Genomic DNA, 18602 nt, shown 5'->3' on the forward strand with positions numbered 1-18602 from the left:
ATAAATGAGCCAAAACAATCAAAAAGTGAACAACGCGAAAACGATCATAGAGATAAAGGGTCTGGAAAAGCATTACGGCAAATTCCATGCCCTCAAGGGCATAGATCTTGCAGTAAAGCGCGGCGAAGTCATCACGATCATCGGATCGTCGGGCTCGGGAAAGTCTACACTTATACGCTGCATCAATCTGCTTGAGGATTTTTCTTCGGGATCGATTACTGTCGATGGTGTACCTGTTACGCAGGGCAAGAACCTTGTCAAGGTGCGCGCGGAAGTCGGCATGGTGTTCCAGCAGTTCAATCTGTTTCCGCATATGACCGCGCTCAAGAATGTGGCCATCGCTCCGGTGCGGGTGCGCGGGCGTTCCTGGGCTGATTCCGAAGCCAAGGCAAAGCAGTTGCTCGAACGTGTCGGCCTTGCGGAGCATACGCATAAATATCCCGACCAGCTTTCAGGTGGACAGCAGCAGCGCGTGGCAATTGCGCGCGCGCTGGCGATGGAGCCAGCTGTTCTGCTCTTCGACGAGCCGACCTCGGCGCTCGATCCCGAAATGGTCGGGGAAGTGCTCGATGTGATCCAGCAACTCGCAAAAACCGGCGTGACGATGCTGGTGGTGACGCATGAGATGTCGTTTGCAAGGCGGATAGCCGACCGCGTCCTATTCATGGAGCGGGGCGAAATCATTGAGCAAAACGATCCGAATAGCTTCTTCGATAATCCGCAGACGGATCGTGCGAAGTTCTTCCTCAGCTCAATCGTCCGCTCGTCGGAAAACTGACGCGCGCTCCCTTTTGATATTTTTGTTGTGTTGCAGAGGCACAGTTCATGAACATTCATCCGTCATTTCCGATTGAGGCCCGTCCTCAAGTGCAGGCGCTGTCCAGCTCGCTTATTCGAGAAGTCGCCAATAGCGCGATGGGGCAGTCCCACGTCCTGCCGTTCTGGTTCGGCGAATCCGACCGCCCGACGCCGGGCTTCATCTGCGAGGAAGCCGTCCGCTCCTTGCAGAGCGGAGAGACCTTCTATTCGCAAAATCTTGGACGCCACTATTTCCGTGAGGCGATCGCGGAATATCTGGGCAATCTGCATGAGAGGCCTATTGATATCGAAAGAGTCGCAGCGATAGGGTCCGGCGTGTCGGGTTTGATGATCGCCTCGCAGCTTCTGCTGTCGCCAAACGATAAAGTCGTCGCCATCACGCCGCTCTGGCCGAATGTCTGCGAGATACCCCGCATCCTGGGCGCTCGGGTCGAACGTGTTGCACTGGACGTTGCGCAAGGCCGTTGGTCGCTGGACCTCGACAAGCTGTTTGCAGCCCTGACGCCGGATACGCGCGCGCTCTTCATCAACTCGCCCAATAACCCGACGGGCTGGACAATTGATGAAGAAAGCATTGTCGCCATCCTCGCCCATTGCCGTAAACACGGGATCTGGGTGTTCTGCGACGATGTCTATGAACGGCTCGTTTACGATCCCGCCCAGCGCTCCGCTCCTTCATTCCAGCGCTATTATGAAGAGGGAGACCGCATCATTTCGGTCAACAGCTTCTCAAAAGCCTGGTCCATGACGGGTTGGCGTGCGGGCTGGATTCTTGGGCCAAAAGCTCTTGGCGACGATCTGGCGAAGCTGATCGAGTATAATTTCTCCTGCATTTTCGAGCCGACGCAGCGGGCTGCTACCATCGCGCTCAAGCAGGGCGAGACAGAAGTAATGAATATGCGCCAGCAACTCGTGCGCACGCGCGCCGTGCTGCAAAGCGCGCTCAAGGGTTTCGACGGTGTCGAAGTCCCCGATGCGGGCGGCGCTATGTATGTCTTCTTCCGTGTGAGCGGATTTACCGATACGCTTGCCCTTGCAAAGCAATTGCTCAGCGAAGTGGGCCTTGGGCTTGCGCCTGGTGGCGCATTCGGCCCTGAAGGCAATGGCTGGTTGCGCTGGTGCCATGCGGTGCAGGAAGACAAGCTTCTCGATGGTATCGACCGCTTCTCATCCTTCCTGAGTGAACATCGATAAGCTGCGCAGATTTACGCCTTTTCGAGTGGAAGAGAAAGCTTACGCGGTTTATCGCGTAAGCTTTTGTTTATGTGTGTTTAAATGACTTTTTTAGAAATTTCTGGAAAAGAGAGCGGCCGGAAACATTGCCATTGACACGGTCAGTCGCCTATTGCAAAGTTCATATTGTAGACTGTGTGTCTATAATATGAACAAGGAGGAGAGCGTGTCTGAAAAGCCGCCGGGGGATGTCGACCCCGAAGTCCTGCGACGAATGCCTTATCAGAACCCCCAGCCAGTCGAAATGCTACCGGATCTGGTGGTGCCGAACGCCATCCCGACCGATGATCGTATCTGGGTGCCCCAGTCTGAGAATGTCTGGTTTCGACCGCTGTGCCTCAACCGTTCGGCTGGCTATTGGATGAACTTGCTGAAAGTTCGCAAGTCTGGCGTTCTCAGTCGTCATCGCCATCCGGGGCCGGTCCATGCCCTCGTGCTCAAGGGTAGCTGGCGCTACCTGGAGCATGACTGGGTCGCCACAGAAGGCTCCTATGCTTTTGAACCGCCGGGTGAGATTCATACGCTGGTGGTTGATGAAGGCGTCGAGGAAATGATCACTTATTTCCAGGTCAACGGCTGCATGTATTACGTCGACCCCTGGGGCAACAATAATGGGTATGAAGATGTCTTCACCAAGATCGATATGTGCCGCAAACATTATGAGGCTATTGGCCTTGGCGCGGATTATGTCGATCAATTTATCCGTTGAGTGGTGAATTGTGAAGTTGCGAGCGGCTCTTGGGCCGCTCGCTCGCTAACCGTAAATCTTCCCCTTTGCAGGCACAATCATGACATTTCAGACGAATATCTTTGCTGGGAAGCTTGCTCTGGTGACGGGTGCTACAACCGGCATTGGCGCAGGCGTGGCGCAGGGGCTTGCCCGGCTTGGGGCCGAGGTGGTCGCCGTCGGACTTGGCGCAGATCAAGCTCGTGCCGAAACCGGCGCTGCAATAAGCTTTCGCGAGCTTGATGTGTGCGACGAAGCTGGAGTGCAGTCACTGGTCGATAGTCTGGATCGTATCGATATCGTCGTGAACTGCGCCGGTGTGATCCGCCGCCAGGAGGAACATCAGCTTGACGTTTTCGAGAAAGTACTCGCTATCAATCTGACTGGAACGATGCGCGTCTGCTCGGCGGCCCGCGAAAAACTGGCCAAAAGCGGCGGGACCATTGTCAATACCGCCTCCATGCTGTCTTTCTTTGGCGGGGGTCTGGTTCCGGCTTACAGCGCAAGCAAGGGCGGGGTAGCGCAGCTTACCAAATCGCTCGCCATTGCCTACGCGCCCGATGGCATCCGCGTGAACGCCATTGCGCCGGGCTGGATCGCCACGCCTTTGACGCAGGCGCTTCAGGACGATCCTGTGCGATCCGGCCCGATCCTTGAGCGGACGCCCATGAAGCGATGGGGCGCGCCGGAAGATATTGCGGGTGCTGTTGCATTTCTGTGCAGTCCCGCCGCAGCCTTCATTACCGGCATTGTCATGCCCGTCGATGGGGGCTATCTGGTGGCGTAGGTCGGTTCTGGCTGGAAGGATACGTCGCCGATGAGCAACGAGGAACATGGTTCTGCGCGCAGGCAAGAGGTGCCCGGCACGGCGGCATTCTCGCGGTTCATGCGCGTGTTGCAGGCGGTCAGCGATAGTGACGAACGGATGACAACAGCAAAACTTGCAGCATCGGTCGGCCTTCCGCGCCCGACCGTTTACCGCATCGTCGCAGCGCTCAAATCCGAAGGCATGCTGGCGGAAGAGCCGCAGACGGGAGCATTACTGCTCGGCCCCCGTCTTATCAGCCTTGCCGCGCGCAGTTGGGACAGGTCCGATCTGAGAAAGGCTGCGCAAACACCGCTCGCGCGCCTGCGTGACCGGCTTGACGAGACGGTCCATCTCGCAATTCGCAGTGGCGACGAGATGGTCTATATCGACAAGATCGAAAGTAATCGCACCGTTCGGATGATGTCGCGCATCGGCATGCGTGTTCCGCTTCATTCCAGTTCGGTGGGCAAGGCATGGCTCGCCAGTCTTGACGCTGAGGAAGTGCGCAACACCCTTGCGCGAATACCTCTCGTATCGCGCACGAAATACACGCTTACCGACCGCGATGCGGTCGCCCGCGAGATCGAGATAACTCGCCAGCGCGGGTTTTCGCTCGATTTGCAGGAAAACGAAGAAGATATCTGCTGTTATGGTTGCGTCATCCTCGACCGGGGCGGTCGCGTGCTGGGCTGTATCAGCGTGAGCATGCCGCGCTATCGTTTTGAAGAGGCTGAATCCGGGCCGATTACACAGGCGATGGCAGAATGTGTCCGCGACATTGCCGAAGAGATGATTTCCATAGATGGTTGAGCCAATGACAGTTTCTGCTTCTTCCCCTTTCGTTTGCGCCGTTGACTGGGGCACGTCGAGTTTTCGCCTGTGGCTATTTGACCGTGATGGTGCGGTTCTCGCCGAAAGCCGGTCGGATGAAGGCATGATGAAGGCGGTGCAGACCGGCTTCGCCGTTGTTCTGGAAAAACATCTGGCATCGGTGGAAGCAGATCCCGATCTGCCGGTTCTAATCTGCGGCATGGCCGGTGCGCGGCAGGGTTGGGTGGAAGCGCCCTATGTCGCGGTGCCGGCGACGCTTGGCGGTCTGGCCGATGCAGTCAGAAGCATCGAAGAACTGCCGCGCGATATCCGTATCCTGCCGGGCGTGGCGCAGCGTGATCCGGCTGCTCCCGATGTCATGCGCGGAGAAGAAACGCAATTGTTAGGCCTTGGAGCGAATGGCGCGAACCGGATCATCTGCATGCCCGGCACCCACAGCAAATGGGTGGAAATGCGCGATGGAGCCATCCATGGCTTCACCACCTATATGACCGGTGAGCTGTTCAGCGTCATCGGCAAGCATTCCATTCTCAAGCATACGGTGGGCGCGGCGAAGGGCGGCACGGAAATTCCACCCGCATTTCTCCTGATCGCAGGTAAGGCGATTGCCGATCCCGATGCACTGGCACAGGGTCTGTTCAAACTGCGCGCAGGCCAGCTTCTGGGCTATAGCGACAACGGCGAGGGCGCGGTGCAATTGTCAGCTCTGCTGATCGGTGCGGAAATCGGTGCGGCCATGCGGCAATATCCCGGCATGCGCGCGCCTGTTCTCATTTCCGATGGCCGCTTGGGTCTGCTTTACGAGGTGGCGATGAAACAGGCTGGTCTGGAGCCAGTCATTGTCAATGCCGACGATATCACCAGAACCGGCCTTTATACGCTCGCCCGCCAGATATGGACGGCTTGAGCCGGTCCGCACGATCTGCCTTTTCTCACAAGGAGTTATGCCATGTCCACCACATCGACAAAAATGCCCTGGCCCGGTCTCAAGCGCTCGCTGGTGGCGATCCTGCGCGGCATTCGCCCCGAAGAGGTGGAGGCCATTCTGGGTGCCCTGATCGAAGAGGGTTTTGAAGCCATAGAAATCCCGCTCAACTCGCCCCAGCCATGGGTTTCAATCGGCAAGGCGGTCGAACTGTTCGGCGAGCGGGCGCTGATCGGTGCGGGAACCGTCCTCACTGTGGAAGACGTTCACAAGCTTGCCGATCTTGGCGGGCGCATCATGGTCAGCCCCAATACGGATGCACAGGTCATAGGCGCGGCTGTCGAACGCGGCCTTTATTCCATGCCGGGCTGCTATACGGCCAGCGAGGCTTTGCTGGCTATCAAAAGCGGCGCATCAGCGCTTAAATTTTTCCCCGCTGCAACGCTCGGGCCTTCGGGGATTGCCGCGATCTGCACCATCCTGCCACGCAATGCTGTCGTAGGTGCTGTTGGCGGCGTTTCCGAGCGCGACTTTGCCGATTATGTCAAGGCTGGAGTTCGCGCATTCGGTCTGGGCAGCAGCCTTTACCGTCCCGGTGACAATGCTGCCAACGTGCGCGAGAAAGCAAAAAGAACCATCGCTGCTTATGATGCACTGGGGTTATAAAAAGCTCTGGCACTTTGGTAAGGCCGATTGAAAAGGCGTACGCTTCGGGGTAAAGCCAAGGGGTGTCCTCCCCCTTGGGCGAGACAATCCATCATCCATGTTTCGCACGGCCAGCGAAGTTCAGGGACGAAAATCAAAAATGAGATCGGTTGAGACGAGCGATTTCGCAAAGAGCAATAAGGCGATAGCGGCCCTTATCGACGAATTGGATAATCCCCATTTCGAGAGCAGTTTCGTCGCAGCACTCAAGAAGGTGGTTTCTTTCGATCTCGCCATGATCTCGATTTACGACCAGGACAGCGTGTTCGCGCCCAATTACCCGCTGCCTTTCGGGATTAGCGATGACGTTTTGGAAAAATATTACGCGTCAACCTATCGGTTCAGCCCGTTTTTTCAAATGCACAAGCTTGGGCTGCGCGGCGGCGTTTATCAGATGGAGAAGCTTGCAAATTCCTCGATTCTGCAAAAGCCGACCCGCAATATGGATATTCTGGAAATCGACCATTCCGAGGAGGTTGGTTACAGCACAATCGGTTGGCCGAAGCGTTTGCGCGAAATCGGCCTTGCAATCCGTCTTTCGAGCACGCAGACCGTTCAGGTCGCAATGTACCGCGTGGGTACGGCGCATTACCGGCCCAGGGAAGTGGAAAGTCTGAACGCCGTTTCGCAAATCATGAGTTCGCTTTACAAGCGCTTCTGGACGAGCGCCTCCGAGAGGCGGCAGCAGCCTTCGTCCATGATCGCGAAATCATTGCAGGAAATGGCGTGCCACACTCTCTCCCCGCGTGAGCTGGAAGTGATCTCGCTGATCGTGGAAGGCCAGTCGGGAGAGAATATCGCGCATACGCTGGGGGTGGGCGAAGAAACGATAAAGACCCATCGCAAACGCGCCTATCAGAAACTTGGTGTTAAATCCCATGTGGAACTGTTCGTTCTTCTGATAAACCGTCTGAAGAAGGTGTGATCAAAGGAGGAGAGCAGGGTGGGTTCAGGTAATACGGCAACCGTGATCGGTCTTGGTTCGATGGGGTGGGGCGCAGCCCTGTCCTTGCTGCGTGCAGGTTTTCGCGCCAAGGGCGTCGATATAAACCCACAAGTGCTTGAGCGTTTCGAAAAAGAGGGGGGCGAAGCCTATTCCGTGCCTGCCGAGGCCGGTGAAAGCGATGTGGTCTTTGTTTTCGTGGTCAATTCCGATCAGGCCAGGGAAGTGCTTTTCGGGCCGAAAGGCGCACTTGAAAGTGCACGGCCCGGCACCGTTTTCCTGCTATGCGTAACCATGGCTCCGAGCGCTACGCTCGAAATCGCAAGGGAACTTGAGGCGGCAGGCATGGCCGTCATCGATGCGCCTGTGTCCGGCGGTCATTTAAAGGCAATTGCGGGTGAGATTACGGTCATGGGGTCGGGACCGGACGCAGCTTTTGAAACGGCATCGAGTGCTCTGGATGCGGTTGCCGCCAAGGTGTTCCGACTGGGAAACGAAGTCGGAACCGGCTCAAAAGTCAAGATGATCAACCAGTTGCTGGCAGGAGTTCATATCGCAGCCGCTGCTGAAGCCCTAACCCTGGCCGCGAAAATCGGCCTTGATCTTGAAACTGTCTTCGATGTCATTCGGGTTTCCGCCGGCTCATCCTGGATGTTCGAGAACCGCGGGCCGCATATCGTCGAAGGGGACTATACGCCGCGTTCAGCGGTGAATATTTTCGTCAAGGATCTGGGCATCGTTACAAGTGAGGCGGAAAGTGCAGGTGGTGCGACCCCGTTGAGCGAGATGGCGCTTGCCTTGTTCGGGGATGCAGCGCAGGCCGGGCTGGGTCTGGAGGATGACGCCGCTGTGGCCAAGATATTGGCGCAAAAAAGCGGAACGATGCTGCCCGGCATGGCGGGGCAAACCGCTAAGAAGCACGGTTAAGATGGTCAAATTTTCTGCTAACCTAGGTTTTCTGTGGCAGGAAATGCCGCTCCCGGACGCTATCCGGGCGGCCAAAGCCGCAGGCTTTGATGCGGTCGAATGCCATTGGCCCTATGCATTCGAAGTGGGTGAGATCAGTGCGGCGCTTCGGGAAACCGGATTGTCGATGCTGGGACTGAACACCAACAGGGGAGATGTCGGGGCCGGTGACAACGGGCTTGCCGCCATTGTCGGGCGCGAAGAAGAGGCGCGGCAGGCGATTCGTCAGGCTGTCGATTACGCGGCGGCGCTTGAGGCTGCCTGCGTTCATGTCATGGCGGGTAAGGCGCAGGGCGATGAGGCGCACCGGGCATTTTTGAATAACCTCTCTTACGCCTGTGAACTGGCTGCACCTCATGGCATTACGGTCCTGATTGAGCCGCTCAACCACCGCGACGCGCCGGGTTATTTTCTCAAGACTTCGGCGCAGGCGCTGGCCATCATCGAAGAGCTGGGCGCGCCTAATCTCAAACTAATGTTCGATTGCTATCATATCCAGATCATGGAAGGTGATATTAGCAAGCGACTGGAGGCTTTGTTGCCGCATATCGGACATATACAGATTGCGGCGGTGCCTGACCGTGGCGAGCCGGATCACGGAGAACTGGATTATCGCCATATACTCCGGCTGCTGGCTTCGATAGGCTATGAGCGGCCTGTCGGTGCGGAATATCGTCCAGCTGGTTCCACCGATGCGGGGCTGTCCTGGATGAAGGAATTACGCTGATTTGATGACCTGACTATCAACGCGGCGCCATCGCCCATATGGTGATTTAAATGGCCGTTTGCTGTTGGGCACAAATGTGCTTACCATAACGAAAACACCTTTTGTCGGCGCGAGAGAAGCAAAGAATAGAAGCCGTCCCGACGAGACGATTTAACAGGAGAATGCCCCAAGCGCGCGTCAGGGAAGTGAGGAGCCCGCAACTGCGCTGCAAGAAAAATCAAAATCAGGTTGCACTCTGGGAGGAGACGCATGGCCGCTGTTCAGTTTGCCGAGGTGAGGAAATCTTTTGGTAATTTTCCTGTCATCAAAGGCGTTGATATCGATATTGAAGACGGTGAGTTTGTTATTCTGGTAGGGCCATCCGGCTGCGGCAAGTCAACCCTGTTGCGCATGCTGGCAGGGCTGGAGAATATCTCGGGCGGCGAAATCCGCATTGGCGGAAGGACGGTCAACAGCTTGCCGCCCAAGGAGAGGGACATCGCCATGGTGTTCCAGAATTATGCTCTCTACCCTCATATGACGGTTGCGAAAAACATGGCTTTCTCGCTGATGCTCAATTCCTCGCCGCAGGCGGAAATCGACAAGCGCGTCAATTATGCAGCCGAAATCCTGGGCCTGAACACTCTACTCGATCGTTATCCGCGACAATTGTCCGGGGGGCAGCGCCAGCGCGTGGCCATGGGGCGCGCCATCGTCCGCGATCCGCAAGTCTTCTTGTTCGATGAACCGCTTTCCAATCTCGATGCAAAATTACGCGTAGCGATGAGAGCGGAAATCAAGGAACTGCATCACCGGCTGAAAACCACAACCGTCTATGTGACGCATGACCAGATCGAGGCCATGACTATGGCCGACAAGATCGTCGTCATGCATGATGGCAAGGTTGAGCAGGTCGGCTCGCCGCTCGACCTTTACGACAATCCCAATAATCTGTTCGTCGCGGGGTTTATAGGCTCTCCCGCCATGAACATGCTCCGGGGCAGGCTCGATCCTGACGATAACCGGACGTTTGTTGCGACTGATGGCACCCGTCTGCCGCTATCCCATGCCTATCCCGGAGCCGCAGGCAAGGAACTGATTTACGGTCTTCGCCCCGAATATATAAAGCTCGATAGTGAGGGGCTTCCCGCCCCAGTCGTCGTCATTGAGCCGACCGGTTATGAAACGCAGATCGTCGTAAGTTTCGGCGGCTCAGAAATAACCTGCGTCTTCCGCGAACGCGTCAATGTCCGCCCCGGCGAGATGATCTCAATTTCGATTGATCCGGGCAATGTTCATCTTTTTGATGAGCAAAGCGGGGAGCGTCTGAAAGCATAACGTATCCGCTTCGCAGAGGCCGGATCATCAGATATTGGCATTCGCCCATCGGGACAGCGGATGCGGCAAGGGAGAACGTCCCGAATTTGGAGGAGGAGCATATGACCATCAAGAGAAGAACGTTCCTTGCGGGAACGGCAAGCCTTGTGGGAGCCTCGGGCCTGACTGGTCTGGGCATTCATCCGGTCTTCGCGGCCGAGCCGGAATATAAACCGGAAGAAGGTGCGAGCTTACGCCTTTTGCGCTGGACGCCTTTCGTGAAGGGAGACGAGGATAGCTGGCTGGCCAATACCAAGAAATTCACCGAAGCTACCGGTGTTGAAGTGCGTGTCGATAAGGAAAGCTGGGAGGATATCCGCCCCAAGGCCGCCGTGGCCGCTAATGTGGGCTCCGGTCCTGATCTCGTCATGTGCTGGTTCGACGATGCGCATCAATATCCCGATAAGCTCGTCGATCTGACGGAACTTGGCAATTATCTCGATGCCAAATATGGCGGTTTCTATGACGGCTTGAGGGGCTATGCGACCCGTGATGACAAGTTCATCGCCATGCCGCTGACGGCCATCGGTAATGCGATCGTCTATCGTGATAGCCACATGAAAGCAGCCGGGTTTGATGAATTTCCGCAGGATACCGCCGGGTTCCTCGAACTGTGCAAGGCGATGAAAGCCAAGGGAACGCCGGCCGGTTTTCCCCATGGCAAGGCTGTGGGCGACGGCAACAACTATGCCCATTGGCTTTTGTGGAGCCATGGCGGGAAGATGGTCGACGAAAGTGGGCAGGTCACGATCGATTCTCCTGAAACGCTCGCGGCCATCAACTATGCCAAGGAGCTTTATGCGACCTTCATTCCCGGAACCGAAAGCTGGCTTGATATCAACAACAACCGCGCTTTTCTTGCTGGCCAGGTTTCACTGACAGCCAACGGTGTTTCCATCTATTACGCCGCCAAGAACGATGCGAGCCTTGCGGAAATTGCTGAAGACATGCGCAGCACGAATTTCCCCGTCGGGCCGGTCGGGAAAAGTGTCGAACTGCATCAGACCAGTTCACTGCTTTTGTTCCAGCACACCAAATATCCTGAAGCGGCGAAGGCCTACATCAAGTTCATGATGGAAGCCGACCAAATGAACGAATGGATCAAAGGCTCCAGCGCCTATTGCTGCCAGCCATTAAAGGCTTTTGCCGACAATCCCGTCTGGACCGAGAATCCGATCCATGCGCCGTATGCACGGGCTTCGGAAACACTGCGCCCGAATGGTTATGCGGGTCCGCTCGGTTATGCCTCGGCTGCGGTGATGGCCGACTATGTGCTGGTCGATATGTTCGCTGCGGCCGTCACTGGTGCATCCACGCCGGAAGAGGCCATTGCGACAGCGCAAAAACGTGCCGAACGGTACTACCGCGTCTGATCCGCTGCGGTAGAGGGGCGAAAGTCAATCCTTTCGCCCCTCTACCGCTCTTTGCCTTGGAGATTTGGTCCATGACAATGACAAGCCCTACCGATCCCGGTGTGCCGCAGCGTCCTTTTCTCGCCCGGCTGGGAAACAACCGCGACATGCTCGGCTTTCTATTCATGCTGCCAGCGGCGGTATTTCTGCTCTGCTTTCTGACCTACCCGCTGGGTCTCGGCGTCTGGCTCGGTTTCACCGATACGAAAATCGGCCGAGACGGCATTTTCATAGGTCTGGAAAATTACGAATTTCTCTGGGATGACAGTGTGTTCTGGCTGTCTGTTTTCAATACGCTTTTATATACGTCCGTAGCTTCGGTGCTCAAATTCGTGCTTGGCCTGTGGCTTGCCTTGCTACTCAATGAAAACCTGCCGGTTAAATCCTTCTTCCGCGCAATCGTACTTCTGCCATGGGTGGTGCCCACGGTGCTTTCGGCGTTGGCGTTCTGGTGGATTTACGATTCGCAGTTCTCGATTATCTCTTGGTCTCTGATCGAAATGGGACTGATCGACCAGCCGATCAATTTCCTCGGCGACCCCACCAATGCCCGTGCGTCTGTCATCGCAGCCAATGTGTGGCGCGGCATCCCCTTCGTGGCGATTTCGCTGCTTGCGGGCCTGCAAACGATCCCCGTTTCGCTACAGGAAGCAGCTTCACTGGACGGCGCATCAAGCTGGCAACGGTTCCGCTATGTAACATTGCCGATGCTGACCCCGATCATCGCCGTGGTCATGACCTTCTCGGTGCTGTTCACCTTCACCGATTTTCAGCTCATCTATGTGCTGACCAGAGGTGGGCCGGTCAATGCGACGCACCTCATGGCGACGCTGTCCTTCCAGCGCGCTATTCCCGGCGGCCAATTGGGCGAGGGCGCGGCTATCGCTGTTGCGATGATCCCGTTCCTGCTTGCCGCCATCATGTTCTCCTTCTTCGGCTTGCAGCGCCGCAAATGGCAGCAGGGCGGGGGCGACTAATCACGGAGACCGGCATGAATACCAAGATACAATCTCAGCCTGCCGCCCATGATGCGGCTTTCAACGATGATACGCAGGGTATGTCCTATCTCAACCGCCTGCCGCGCCGGGTGGTGACGCTCTATCTGCCCATGGCGCTGTTCGTCTTCGTGTTGCTGTTTCCATTCTACTGGATGACGATAACCTCTATTAAACCGAATTCGCAGCTTACCGATTACGATAATTACAGCCCGTTCTGGGTGGTCGGCCCGACGCTCGATCATATCAAATATCTATTGTTCGAGACCTCCTACCCGGGCTGGCTATGGAACACGATGCTGGTGGCGACGGCCTCCACAATCCTGTCTCTGGTTGCTTCCGTGGCGGGGGCCTATGCCATCGAGCGCATTCGTTTTACCGGCTCGCGCTCGGTGGGCCTGCTGATCTTTCTGGCCTATCTGGTGCCGCCGTCCATCCTGTTCATTCCGCTTGCCTTCATCGTCTTCAAAATCGGCATTTACGATTCACGCCTTGCACTGATCTTCACCTATCCGACCTTCCTCATTCCCTTCTGTACATGGCTGCTGATGGGCTATTTCCGTTCAATCCCCTTCGAGCTGGAGGAAAGCGCGCTGGTGGATGGCGCGAGCCGCTGGCAGATTCTGGTCAAGATCATCCTGCCGCTTGCTGTTCCGGGACTAATTTCGGCAGGTATCTTCGCCTTCACCCTTTCATGGAACGAATTCATTTATGCGCTTACATTCATTCAGTCTTCAGAGAATAAAACTGTACCGGTAGGAGTGCTGACCGAACTGGTGCGCGGCGATATTTTTGAATGGGGTGCGCTGATGGCGGGCGCGCTGTTCGGCTCGTTGCCAGTCGTCATCCTCTATTCCTTCTTTGTCGATTATTATGTCTCGTCCATGACCGGCGCGGTGAAGGAATGAGTGTGGAACCAACCGGCCCTCGTGTGAGGGCCAGTTGGTTTGCGGAGCAGGCCAGCGATTTTGTGAAAAGATGAAACTCTCTAAAACATATTGTGTTTAAACATATGAAGGCATTCTGCTTTATTCCTTTGTTGAGATGCATTGCCCCAACCGAGTCGCACTTTAAGTGGCAGGTTGAACGAAGCGGATGAAAAGAGAGGCCGTCCGGATGTCGCAAAGAGTTTCCGCTCTTGCACCGTTTCAGAACAGAATTTTTCGCGGGCTATGGTCAGCGACGCTCTTTTCCAATCTGGGTGGCTTGGTGCAGACAGTCGGCGCGGGCTGGATGATGGCCACCATCGCGCATTCCGACGATATGGTTGCGCTGGTTCAGGCATCGACTACATTACCGGTAATGATTTTTTCGGTTGCGGCAGGTGCGCTAGCGGATAATTTTGACCGTCGCCGCATCATGCTGACCGCGCAGATACTGCTTTTGTTTATCTCTTTCGCATTGGCCGCTTTCGCCTATCTTGGCATGCTGACGCCATGGATGCTGCTAAGCTTCACCTTTCTGATCGGTTGTGGCGGCGCGCTGCATAATCCCTCCTGGCAGGCATCGATGGGCGACATTGTTCCCAGAGCCGACCTGCCTGCGGCTGTTGCCCTCAACAGCATGAGCTTCAATCTCATGCGCAGTATTGGGCCGGCGATCGGAGGCTTGATCGTTGCGGTTGCAGGTGCGGCGTTCGCTTTTCTTTTCAATGCCTTCAGCTATTGCGCGCTCATTATCGCACTGTGGCGCTGGAAACCGCAAACCGTCAAGTCCGATCTGCCCCGTGAAACCTTCGGCTCCGCAATGGTGGCAGGGTTGCGCTATGCGTCCATGTCGCCAAACCTGCTCAAGGTCATGTTCCGTAGCTTTCTGTTCGGCCTGTCGGCGGTCGTCATATTGGCGCTGCTGCCATTAGTGGCGCGCGATCTGGTTGAGGGAACTGCGCTCACTTACGGCATCATGCTGGGTTTTTTCGGGCTGGGCGCTATTGGCGGCGCGCTTTCAAGTGCGCATCTGCGGGAGCTTCTGGGCAATGAATGGCTGGTCCGCGGTGCTTTCGTGGCCTTCGCCATAAGCTGCGCGCTGCTTGCGGTCAGCAGAAGCATATGGCTTGGCTGCCTGTTCCTGCTTCCGGCCGGGCTGTCATGGGTGCTGGCGCTTTCGCTCTTCAATGTCACTGTGCAGCTTTCGACGCCACGCTGGGTCGTGGGCAGGGCGCTGGCGCTCTATCAGACCGCCACTTTCGGCGGTATGGCGGCGGGTAGCTGGCTGTGGGGCTCGATAGCTGAAGATTTCGGCGTTCCCATTGCGTTGATGGCCGCTGCTGCGGTGCTTCTGTTCGGAGCGCTGATCGGGATTTTATTGCCGCAGCCGGAATTCGAATCGCTCAATCTCGACCCGCTCAACCATTTCAGTGAGCCGAAGCTCCGCCTTGATCTTCGTTCACGCAGTGGCCCGATCATGATTATGGTCGATTATAAAATTGCTCAGGAAGACGTTCCGGCTTTTCTCGCTGCCATGGCGGCGCGGCGGCGTATCCGCATTCGCGACGGCGCGCGGCAATGGGCGCTGCTGCGCGATCTGGAAAATCCAGAGACATGGACTGAAAGTTACCACGTTCCCACATGGGTGGAATATGTGCGCCATAACCAGCGCCGGACCCAATCGGACGCTGAAGTTTCACAACGACTGTTCGCGCTTCATCAGGGTGAAAAACCGCCTCTGGTCCATCGCATGATTGAGCGGCAGACGGTGCCCATCCGGGATGATATGCCGCTCAAGCCCCATCTGGACATGCCGTGAAGTAAGTAACCGTTAGAGCCTTTCCAGCAAAAGTGGGAATGGTTTGTATTGAAAAAGCTTGACTGGGTCGAACCGAAAATCCGGCGCGGCTTTTTGGATGTAGGGCTTGATTAACTACGTGGCAGCAGATGCTTGACTTCCTTGGCCGCATCTTTTGGTGTTGCTGATTGCTCTACGATACGCGAGAGATCGCGCGGCGGTGTATGAGGGCACGCACTGGCGCGGACGGCTCGCCTTCGACGGCCTTCTGAGCACAGGCAATACGGAGATCGACGTCCCTGCCGTATTGACCAAGATGCTGCAACTGCGCGGCTTCACCTTGCGCCCGCATTCACGCGAGGAGAAGGCGGAAGTGCTCGAACGCTTCCATCAGCGCTGGATGCCGCTGCTGGTAAACGGAGAGATCGAGCCGGCCATTCATGCGGTGCTGCCGTTCGAATCCGCCATGAAAGCTCATTGCATGTTGGAGGGCGGCGACAATTTCGGCAAGATTGTGCTCAAATTCTAGAGAACAATTTCCAGTGCAGCCTTCATGAATCCACAGCCATAGATGTGCAAATGACCTTTGCGGCCATTGTTTTTGAACATAATATAACAGTTAAATCGTTATAATTTTCTAGCCACATTGTTATGTTTTCAAAATGATGTTAGGCACCCGCTTGCCCCGTCATATGGGGGAATGCCTTGGAAATACCGGCAAAGGATTGCTGTCTATGAGTTCCGCTTCATCTGCGCCAATTGCATCGCAGGGCGCCGATTGCCACATTATCGCACATCATTATCCGCCTCTTGTCCTCGCTGGCGACTGCGATCGTATCGAGGCTGATAATGTCGAGGATTATCTCGACTTATGGACCGGTCAGGACGTGGCGCGTCTGGCAACCGCCAATGCAATCAGGGCCATTCTGGCGGGTGCAGTCAGGCTTGCAGGCCGTATCGCGCTTGGGTCGCTTCCGGGCGATCCGGGCAAGCTTGTCGGGATCAACAGTGATCAGGACCAGCAAAAGAGCATCGATGTCGGTTCGCATGATCTCTTTGTCGAACTATTGATTGCGGCAGGTGCTGCTTCCATACTTTCCGAAGAGGCGGACAAGCCGGTTTCTGGCCGCAAGGACGGCATTGTGGCCGTCGCCATCGACCCGCTTGACGGCTCCGGAAATGTGGGCCTTGGAGCGCCGCTCGGCACCATTTTTTCCATTGTGCCTGCTGATACGGACGAGCCGTTCCTGCAACCGGGCAGCCGCCAGATTGCCGCTGGATACGTTTCTTATGGCAATTCGGTCGATCTTGGATTTTCGGTGGGCGAGGGTGTTGTACTTGCAACGCTTGATCCCGTCAGTGGGACTTTCCTGATTACGCGCCGCAATCTGACATTGCCTGAACGTGCTTCCGAGTTGGCGTTCAACGCTTCCGTTTACCGCTATTTGCCTGACGGCATGAAAGCCTATGTCGATGATGCCTTTAATGGCAAGGACGGACCGCGCGGACGCAATTTCAACATGCGCTGGCTGGGCGCGGCAGTGGGCGACCTGCATCGCATCCTGCAACGCGGCGGGCTGTTTTTCTATGTAAACGATAGCCGGCCCGGCTATGAAAATGGCCGTCTGCGGCTCGTTTACGAAGCAAACCCGATTGCCTTTCTCTGTCAGCAGGCAGGTGGCAAGGCAACCGACGGACGCATGCCTGTCCTCGACATTGTTCCGCAATCCTATCATGAGCGTAGCGGACTGGTGTTTGGCGTGGCTGAAGAAGTAGACGTGCTTGGCAAATATTTCACCCGTAACTGACAGGAGTTAAGAATGGCGCGCATCACGCTGCGGCAGTTACTCGATCACGCCGCTGAAAAAGGTTATGGCGTTCCCGCCTTCAATATCAACAATATGGAGCAGGCGCTGGCCATCATGGAAGCGGCAGATGCCGCCGATGCGCCGGTCATCCTGCAAGCATCGCGCGGCGCGCGTGCCTATGCCAATGACATCATGCTCAAGCATATGATGGATGCAGTCACGGAAATCTATCCGCATATTCCGGTTTGTGTGCATCTTGACCACGGCAATGAAGCCGGAACCTGCATGACCGCCATCCAGTCGGGCTTTACGTCCGTCATGATGGACGGCTCGCTCAAAGCCGATGGCAAGACGCCTGCGGATTGGGATTATAACGTTTCTGTCACACGGCAGGTCAGTGAAATGGCGCATCTGGGCGGTATTTCGGTGGAAGGCGAACTCGGCGTTCTGGGGTCGCTCGAAACCGGTATGGGCGATGCGGAAGACGGCCACGGCGCGGAAGGCAAGCTTTCGCAGGAACAGCTTCTGACCGATCCGGATGAAGCGGTGAAATTCGTGCGCGAAACCAAGGTCGATGCGCTGGCCATCGCCATGGGCACATCGCATGGCGCTTATAAGTTCAGCCGCAAGCCCGATGGTTCGGTGCTGGCTATGCATGTGATCGAAGAAATCCATCGCAAGCTGCCCAATACGCATCTGGTCATGCATGGTTCGTCTTCAGTGCCGGAAGAGCTGCAGGACATCATCAATAAATATGGCGGCAAGATGAAGCCGACCTGGGGTGTGCCGGTCGAGGAGATCCAGCGCGGCATCAAGAATGGCGTGCGCAAGATCAATATCGATACAGACAACCGTATGGCATTGACTGGGCAAATTCGCCGCGTTCTTCAGGAAGATCCGAGCGAGTTCGATCCACGCAAATATCTCAAGCCGGCTATGGCGGCGATGACGAAGCTCTGCAAGGAACGTTTTGAGCAGTTCGGCACGGCAGGCCACGCAGGCTCGATCCGTCCACTGCCGGTTTCGGAAATGGCCAAGCGCTATCGCGATGGCTTGCTCGACCCGAAATTCAGCTAATTTTGCGGATATAGCAAAAGAAAAGCGGCCAGATGGCCGCTTTTTTGCATTTAAGAGGCTGAGAAATCAGCTCTTGTTGTACTTGGCGTCAACTTCGTTGATTGCCTTGACGTTGCCAGCCGAACGTCCGTTTTCATCGAAGGTCTGGGCAAGAAAGGCATCGGCAATGGTCTTCGCCACTTCCGAACCGATCACGCGTGCGCCCATGGTGATGATCTGCGCATTATTGGAGAGCGCCGCACGTTCTGCCGAATAGGTGTCGTGCGCTAGCGCCGCGCGGATACCGGGCACCTTGTTGGCCGAGATGCATACACCGATTCCGGTGCCGCAGACCAGAATGGCGCGATCATAAGTACCGTCAAGAACGCCTGAGGCCACACGGTCCGACAGATTGGCGTAGAATGCATCGGGGCCTGCATCCGTATGTGAGACTTCCGAGACTTCAAAACGGTCTTTCAGGTAGTCTGCGAGAACCTTGGCCAGGCCTTCGCCCGCACTATCGCCTGCTACTGCGATTTTCATGATTTTACTCCTTGGTTTTCTGAG

The 18602-nt window shown here is 56.2% G+C and carries 19 protein-coding genes; 18 read left to right on the forward strand and 1 reads right to left on the reverse strand.

The features are described from left to right. Nucleotides 1-4 precede the first annotated feature (4 nt). From KUG47_RS05905 to fba, 18 genes are all read left to right on the forward strand, one after another. A complete protein-coding gene (locus KUG47_RS05905) occupies nucleotides 5-778 on the forward strand; it encodes an amino acid ABC transporter ATP-binding protein (RefSeq protein ID WP_254799336.1) in 774 nt (257 codons plus the stop codon). Between the two features lie 47 nt (nucleotides 779-825). Further along, nucleotides 826-2013, forward strand: coding sequence for a pyridoxal phosphate-dependent aminotransferase (locus KUG47_RS05910; RefSeq protein WP_217677046.1), 1188 nt, complete (start codon nucleotides 826-828; stop codon nucleotides 2011-2013). Nucleotides 2014-2266: 253 nt separating this feature from the next. Continuing rightward, complete coding sequence (locus KUG47_RS05915; RefSeq protein ID WP_254799369.1) at nucleotides 2267-2761, forward strand: 2,4'-dihydroxyacetophenone dioxygenase family protein; 495 nt, start codon at nucleotides 2267-2269, stop codon at nucleotides 2759-2761. Between the two features lie 79 nt (nucleotides 2762-2840). Next, nucleotides 2841-3566, forward strand: a complete 726-nt coding sequence (locus KUG47_RS05920) for an SDR family NAD(P)-dependent oxidoreductase (RefSeq protein ID WP_217677048.1) — start codon at nucleotides 2841-2843, stop codon at nucleotides 3564-3566. A gap of 30 nt (nucleotides 3567-3596) precedes the next feature. Further along, the gene (locus KUG47_RS05925; RefSeq protein ID WP_217677049.1) at nucleotides 3597-4397 is read left to right on the forward strand and encodes an IclR family transcriptional regulator; all 801 of its coding nucleotides are present in this window, start codon (nucleotides 3597-3599) and stop codon (nucleotides 4395-4397) included. Nucleotides 4398-4401: 4 nt separating this feature from the next. Next, entirely contained in the window at nucleotides 4402-5325 is a 924-nt protein-coding gene (locus KUG47_RS05930) for a 2-dehydro-3-deoxygalactonokinase (RefSeq protein ID WP_217677050.1), read from the forward strand. Nucleotides 5326-5367: 42 nt separating this feature from the next. Then, nucleotides 5368-6009 (forward strand): 2-dehydro-3-deoxy-6-phosphogalactonate aldolase, encoded by a 642-nt coding sequence (locus tag KUG47_RS05935; RefSeq protein WP_217677051.1) that lies wholly within the window; start codon nucleotides 5368-5370, stop codon nucleotides 6007-6009. A gap of 139 nt (nucleotides 6010-6148) precedes the next feature. Next, nucleotides 6149-6973 (forward strand): helix-turn-helix transcriptional regulator, encoded by an 825-nt coding sequence (locus KUG47_RS05940; protein ID WP_217677052.1) that lies wholly within the window; start codon nucleotides 6149-6151, stop codon nucleotides 6971-6973. An 18-nt stretch (nucleotides 6974-6991) separates the two neighbouring features. Then, complete coding sequence (ltnD, locus tag KUG47_RS05945; RefSeq protein ID WP_340162788.1) at nucleotides 6992-7918, forward strand: L-threonate dehydrogenase; 927 nt, start codon at nucleotides 6992-6994, stop codon at nucleotides 7916-7918. 1 nt (nucleotide 7919) lies between these two features. Continuing rightward, nucleotides 7920-8684 carry a hydroxypyruvate isomerase family protein gene (locus KUG47_RS05950; protein ID WP_217677053.1) on the forward strand — a complete coding sequence of 255 codons (765 nt, stop codon included), beginning with the start codon at nucleotides 7920-7922 and terminating at the stop codon, nucleotides 8682-8684. Between the two features lie 249 nt (nucleotides 8685-8933). Next, nucleotides 8934-10001 carry an ABC transporter ATP-binding protein gene (locus KUG47_RS05955; RefSeq protein ID WP_217677054.1) on the forward strand — a complete coding sequence of 356 codons (1068 nt, stop codon included), beginning with the start codon at nucleotides 8934-8936 and terminating at the stop codon, nucleotides 9999-10001. Between the two features lie 101 nt (nucleotides 10002-10102). Further along, nucleotides 10103-11413: an ABC transporter substrate-binding protein gene (locus KUG47_RS05960; protein ID WP_217677055.1), complete on the forward strand. Its 1311-nt coding sequence runs from the start codon at nucleotides 10103-10105 to the stop codon at nucleotides 11411-11413. Nucleotides 11414-11484: 71 nt separating this feature from the next. Continuing rightward, nucleotides 11485-12429, forward strand: a complete 945-nt coding sequence (locus tag KUG47_RS05965) for a carbohydrate ABC transporter permease (protein WP_217677056.1) — start codon at nucleotides 11485-11487, stop codon at nucleotides 12427-12429. A 14-nt stretch (nucleotides 12430-12443) separates the two neighbouring features. Further along, nucleotides 12444-13355 (forward strand): carbohydrate ABC transporter permease, encoded by a 912-nt coding sequence (locus KUG47_RS05970; RefSeq protein ID WP_217677057.1) that lies wholly within the window; start codon nucleotides 12444-12446, stop codon nucleotides 13353-13355. A gap of 208 nt (nucleotides 13356-13563) precedes the next feature. After that, nucleotides 13564-15192 carry an MFS transporter gene (locus KUG47_RS05975; RefSeq protein WP_217677058.1) on the forward strand — a complete coding sequence of 543 codons (1629 nt, stop codon included), beginning with the start codon at nucleotides 13564-13566 and terminating at the stop codon, nucleotides 15190-15192. 199 nt (nucleotides 15193-15391) lie between these two features. Continuing rightward, nucleotides 15392-15700 (forward strand): zinc-binding dehydrogenase, encoded by a 309-nt coding sequence (locus KUG47_RS05980; RefSeq protein ID WP_217677059.1) that lies wholly within the window; start codon nucleotides 15392-15394, stop codon nucleotides 15698-15700. Between the two features lie 205 nt (nucleotides 15701-15905). Beyond that, entirely contained in the window at nucleotides 15906-16979 is a 1074-nt protein-coding gene (locus KUG47_RS05985; RefSeq protein ID WP_217677060.1) for a class 1 fructose-bisphosphatase, read from the forward strand. A 12-nt stretch (nucleotides 16980-16991) separates the two neighbouring features. Continuing rightward, on the forward strand, nucleotides 16992-18056 hold the full coding sequence (gene fba / locus KUG47_RS05990) for a class II fructose-bisphosphate aldolase (RefSeq protein WP_217677061.1): 1065 nt from the start codon (nucleotides 16992-16994) through the stop codon (nucleotides 18054-18056). Between the two features lie 66 nt (nucleotides 18057-18122). On the opposite strand, the gene derI is transcribed toward fba, so the two are convergent. After that, complete coding sequence (derI, locus tag KUG47_RS05995; RefSeq protein WP_217677062.1) at nucleotides 18123-18578, reverse strand: D-erythrulose-4-phosphate isomerase; 456 nt, start codon at nucleotides 18576-18578, stop codon at nucleotides 18123-18125. Between the last annotated feature and the right edge of the window lie 24 nt (nucleotides 18579-18602).

Origin of the sequence: Falsochrobactrum tianjinense (genome assembly GCF_019100495.1) — a bacterium.
GTDB classification, from domain to species: Bacteria; Pseudomonadota; Alphaproteobacteria; order Rhizobiales; family Rhizobiaceae; genus Brucella; species Brucella tianjinense.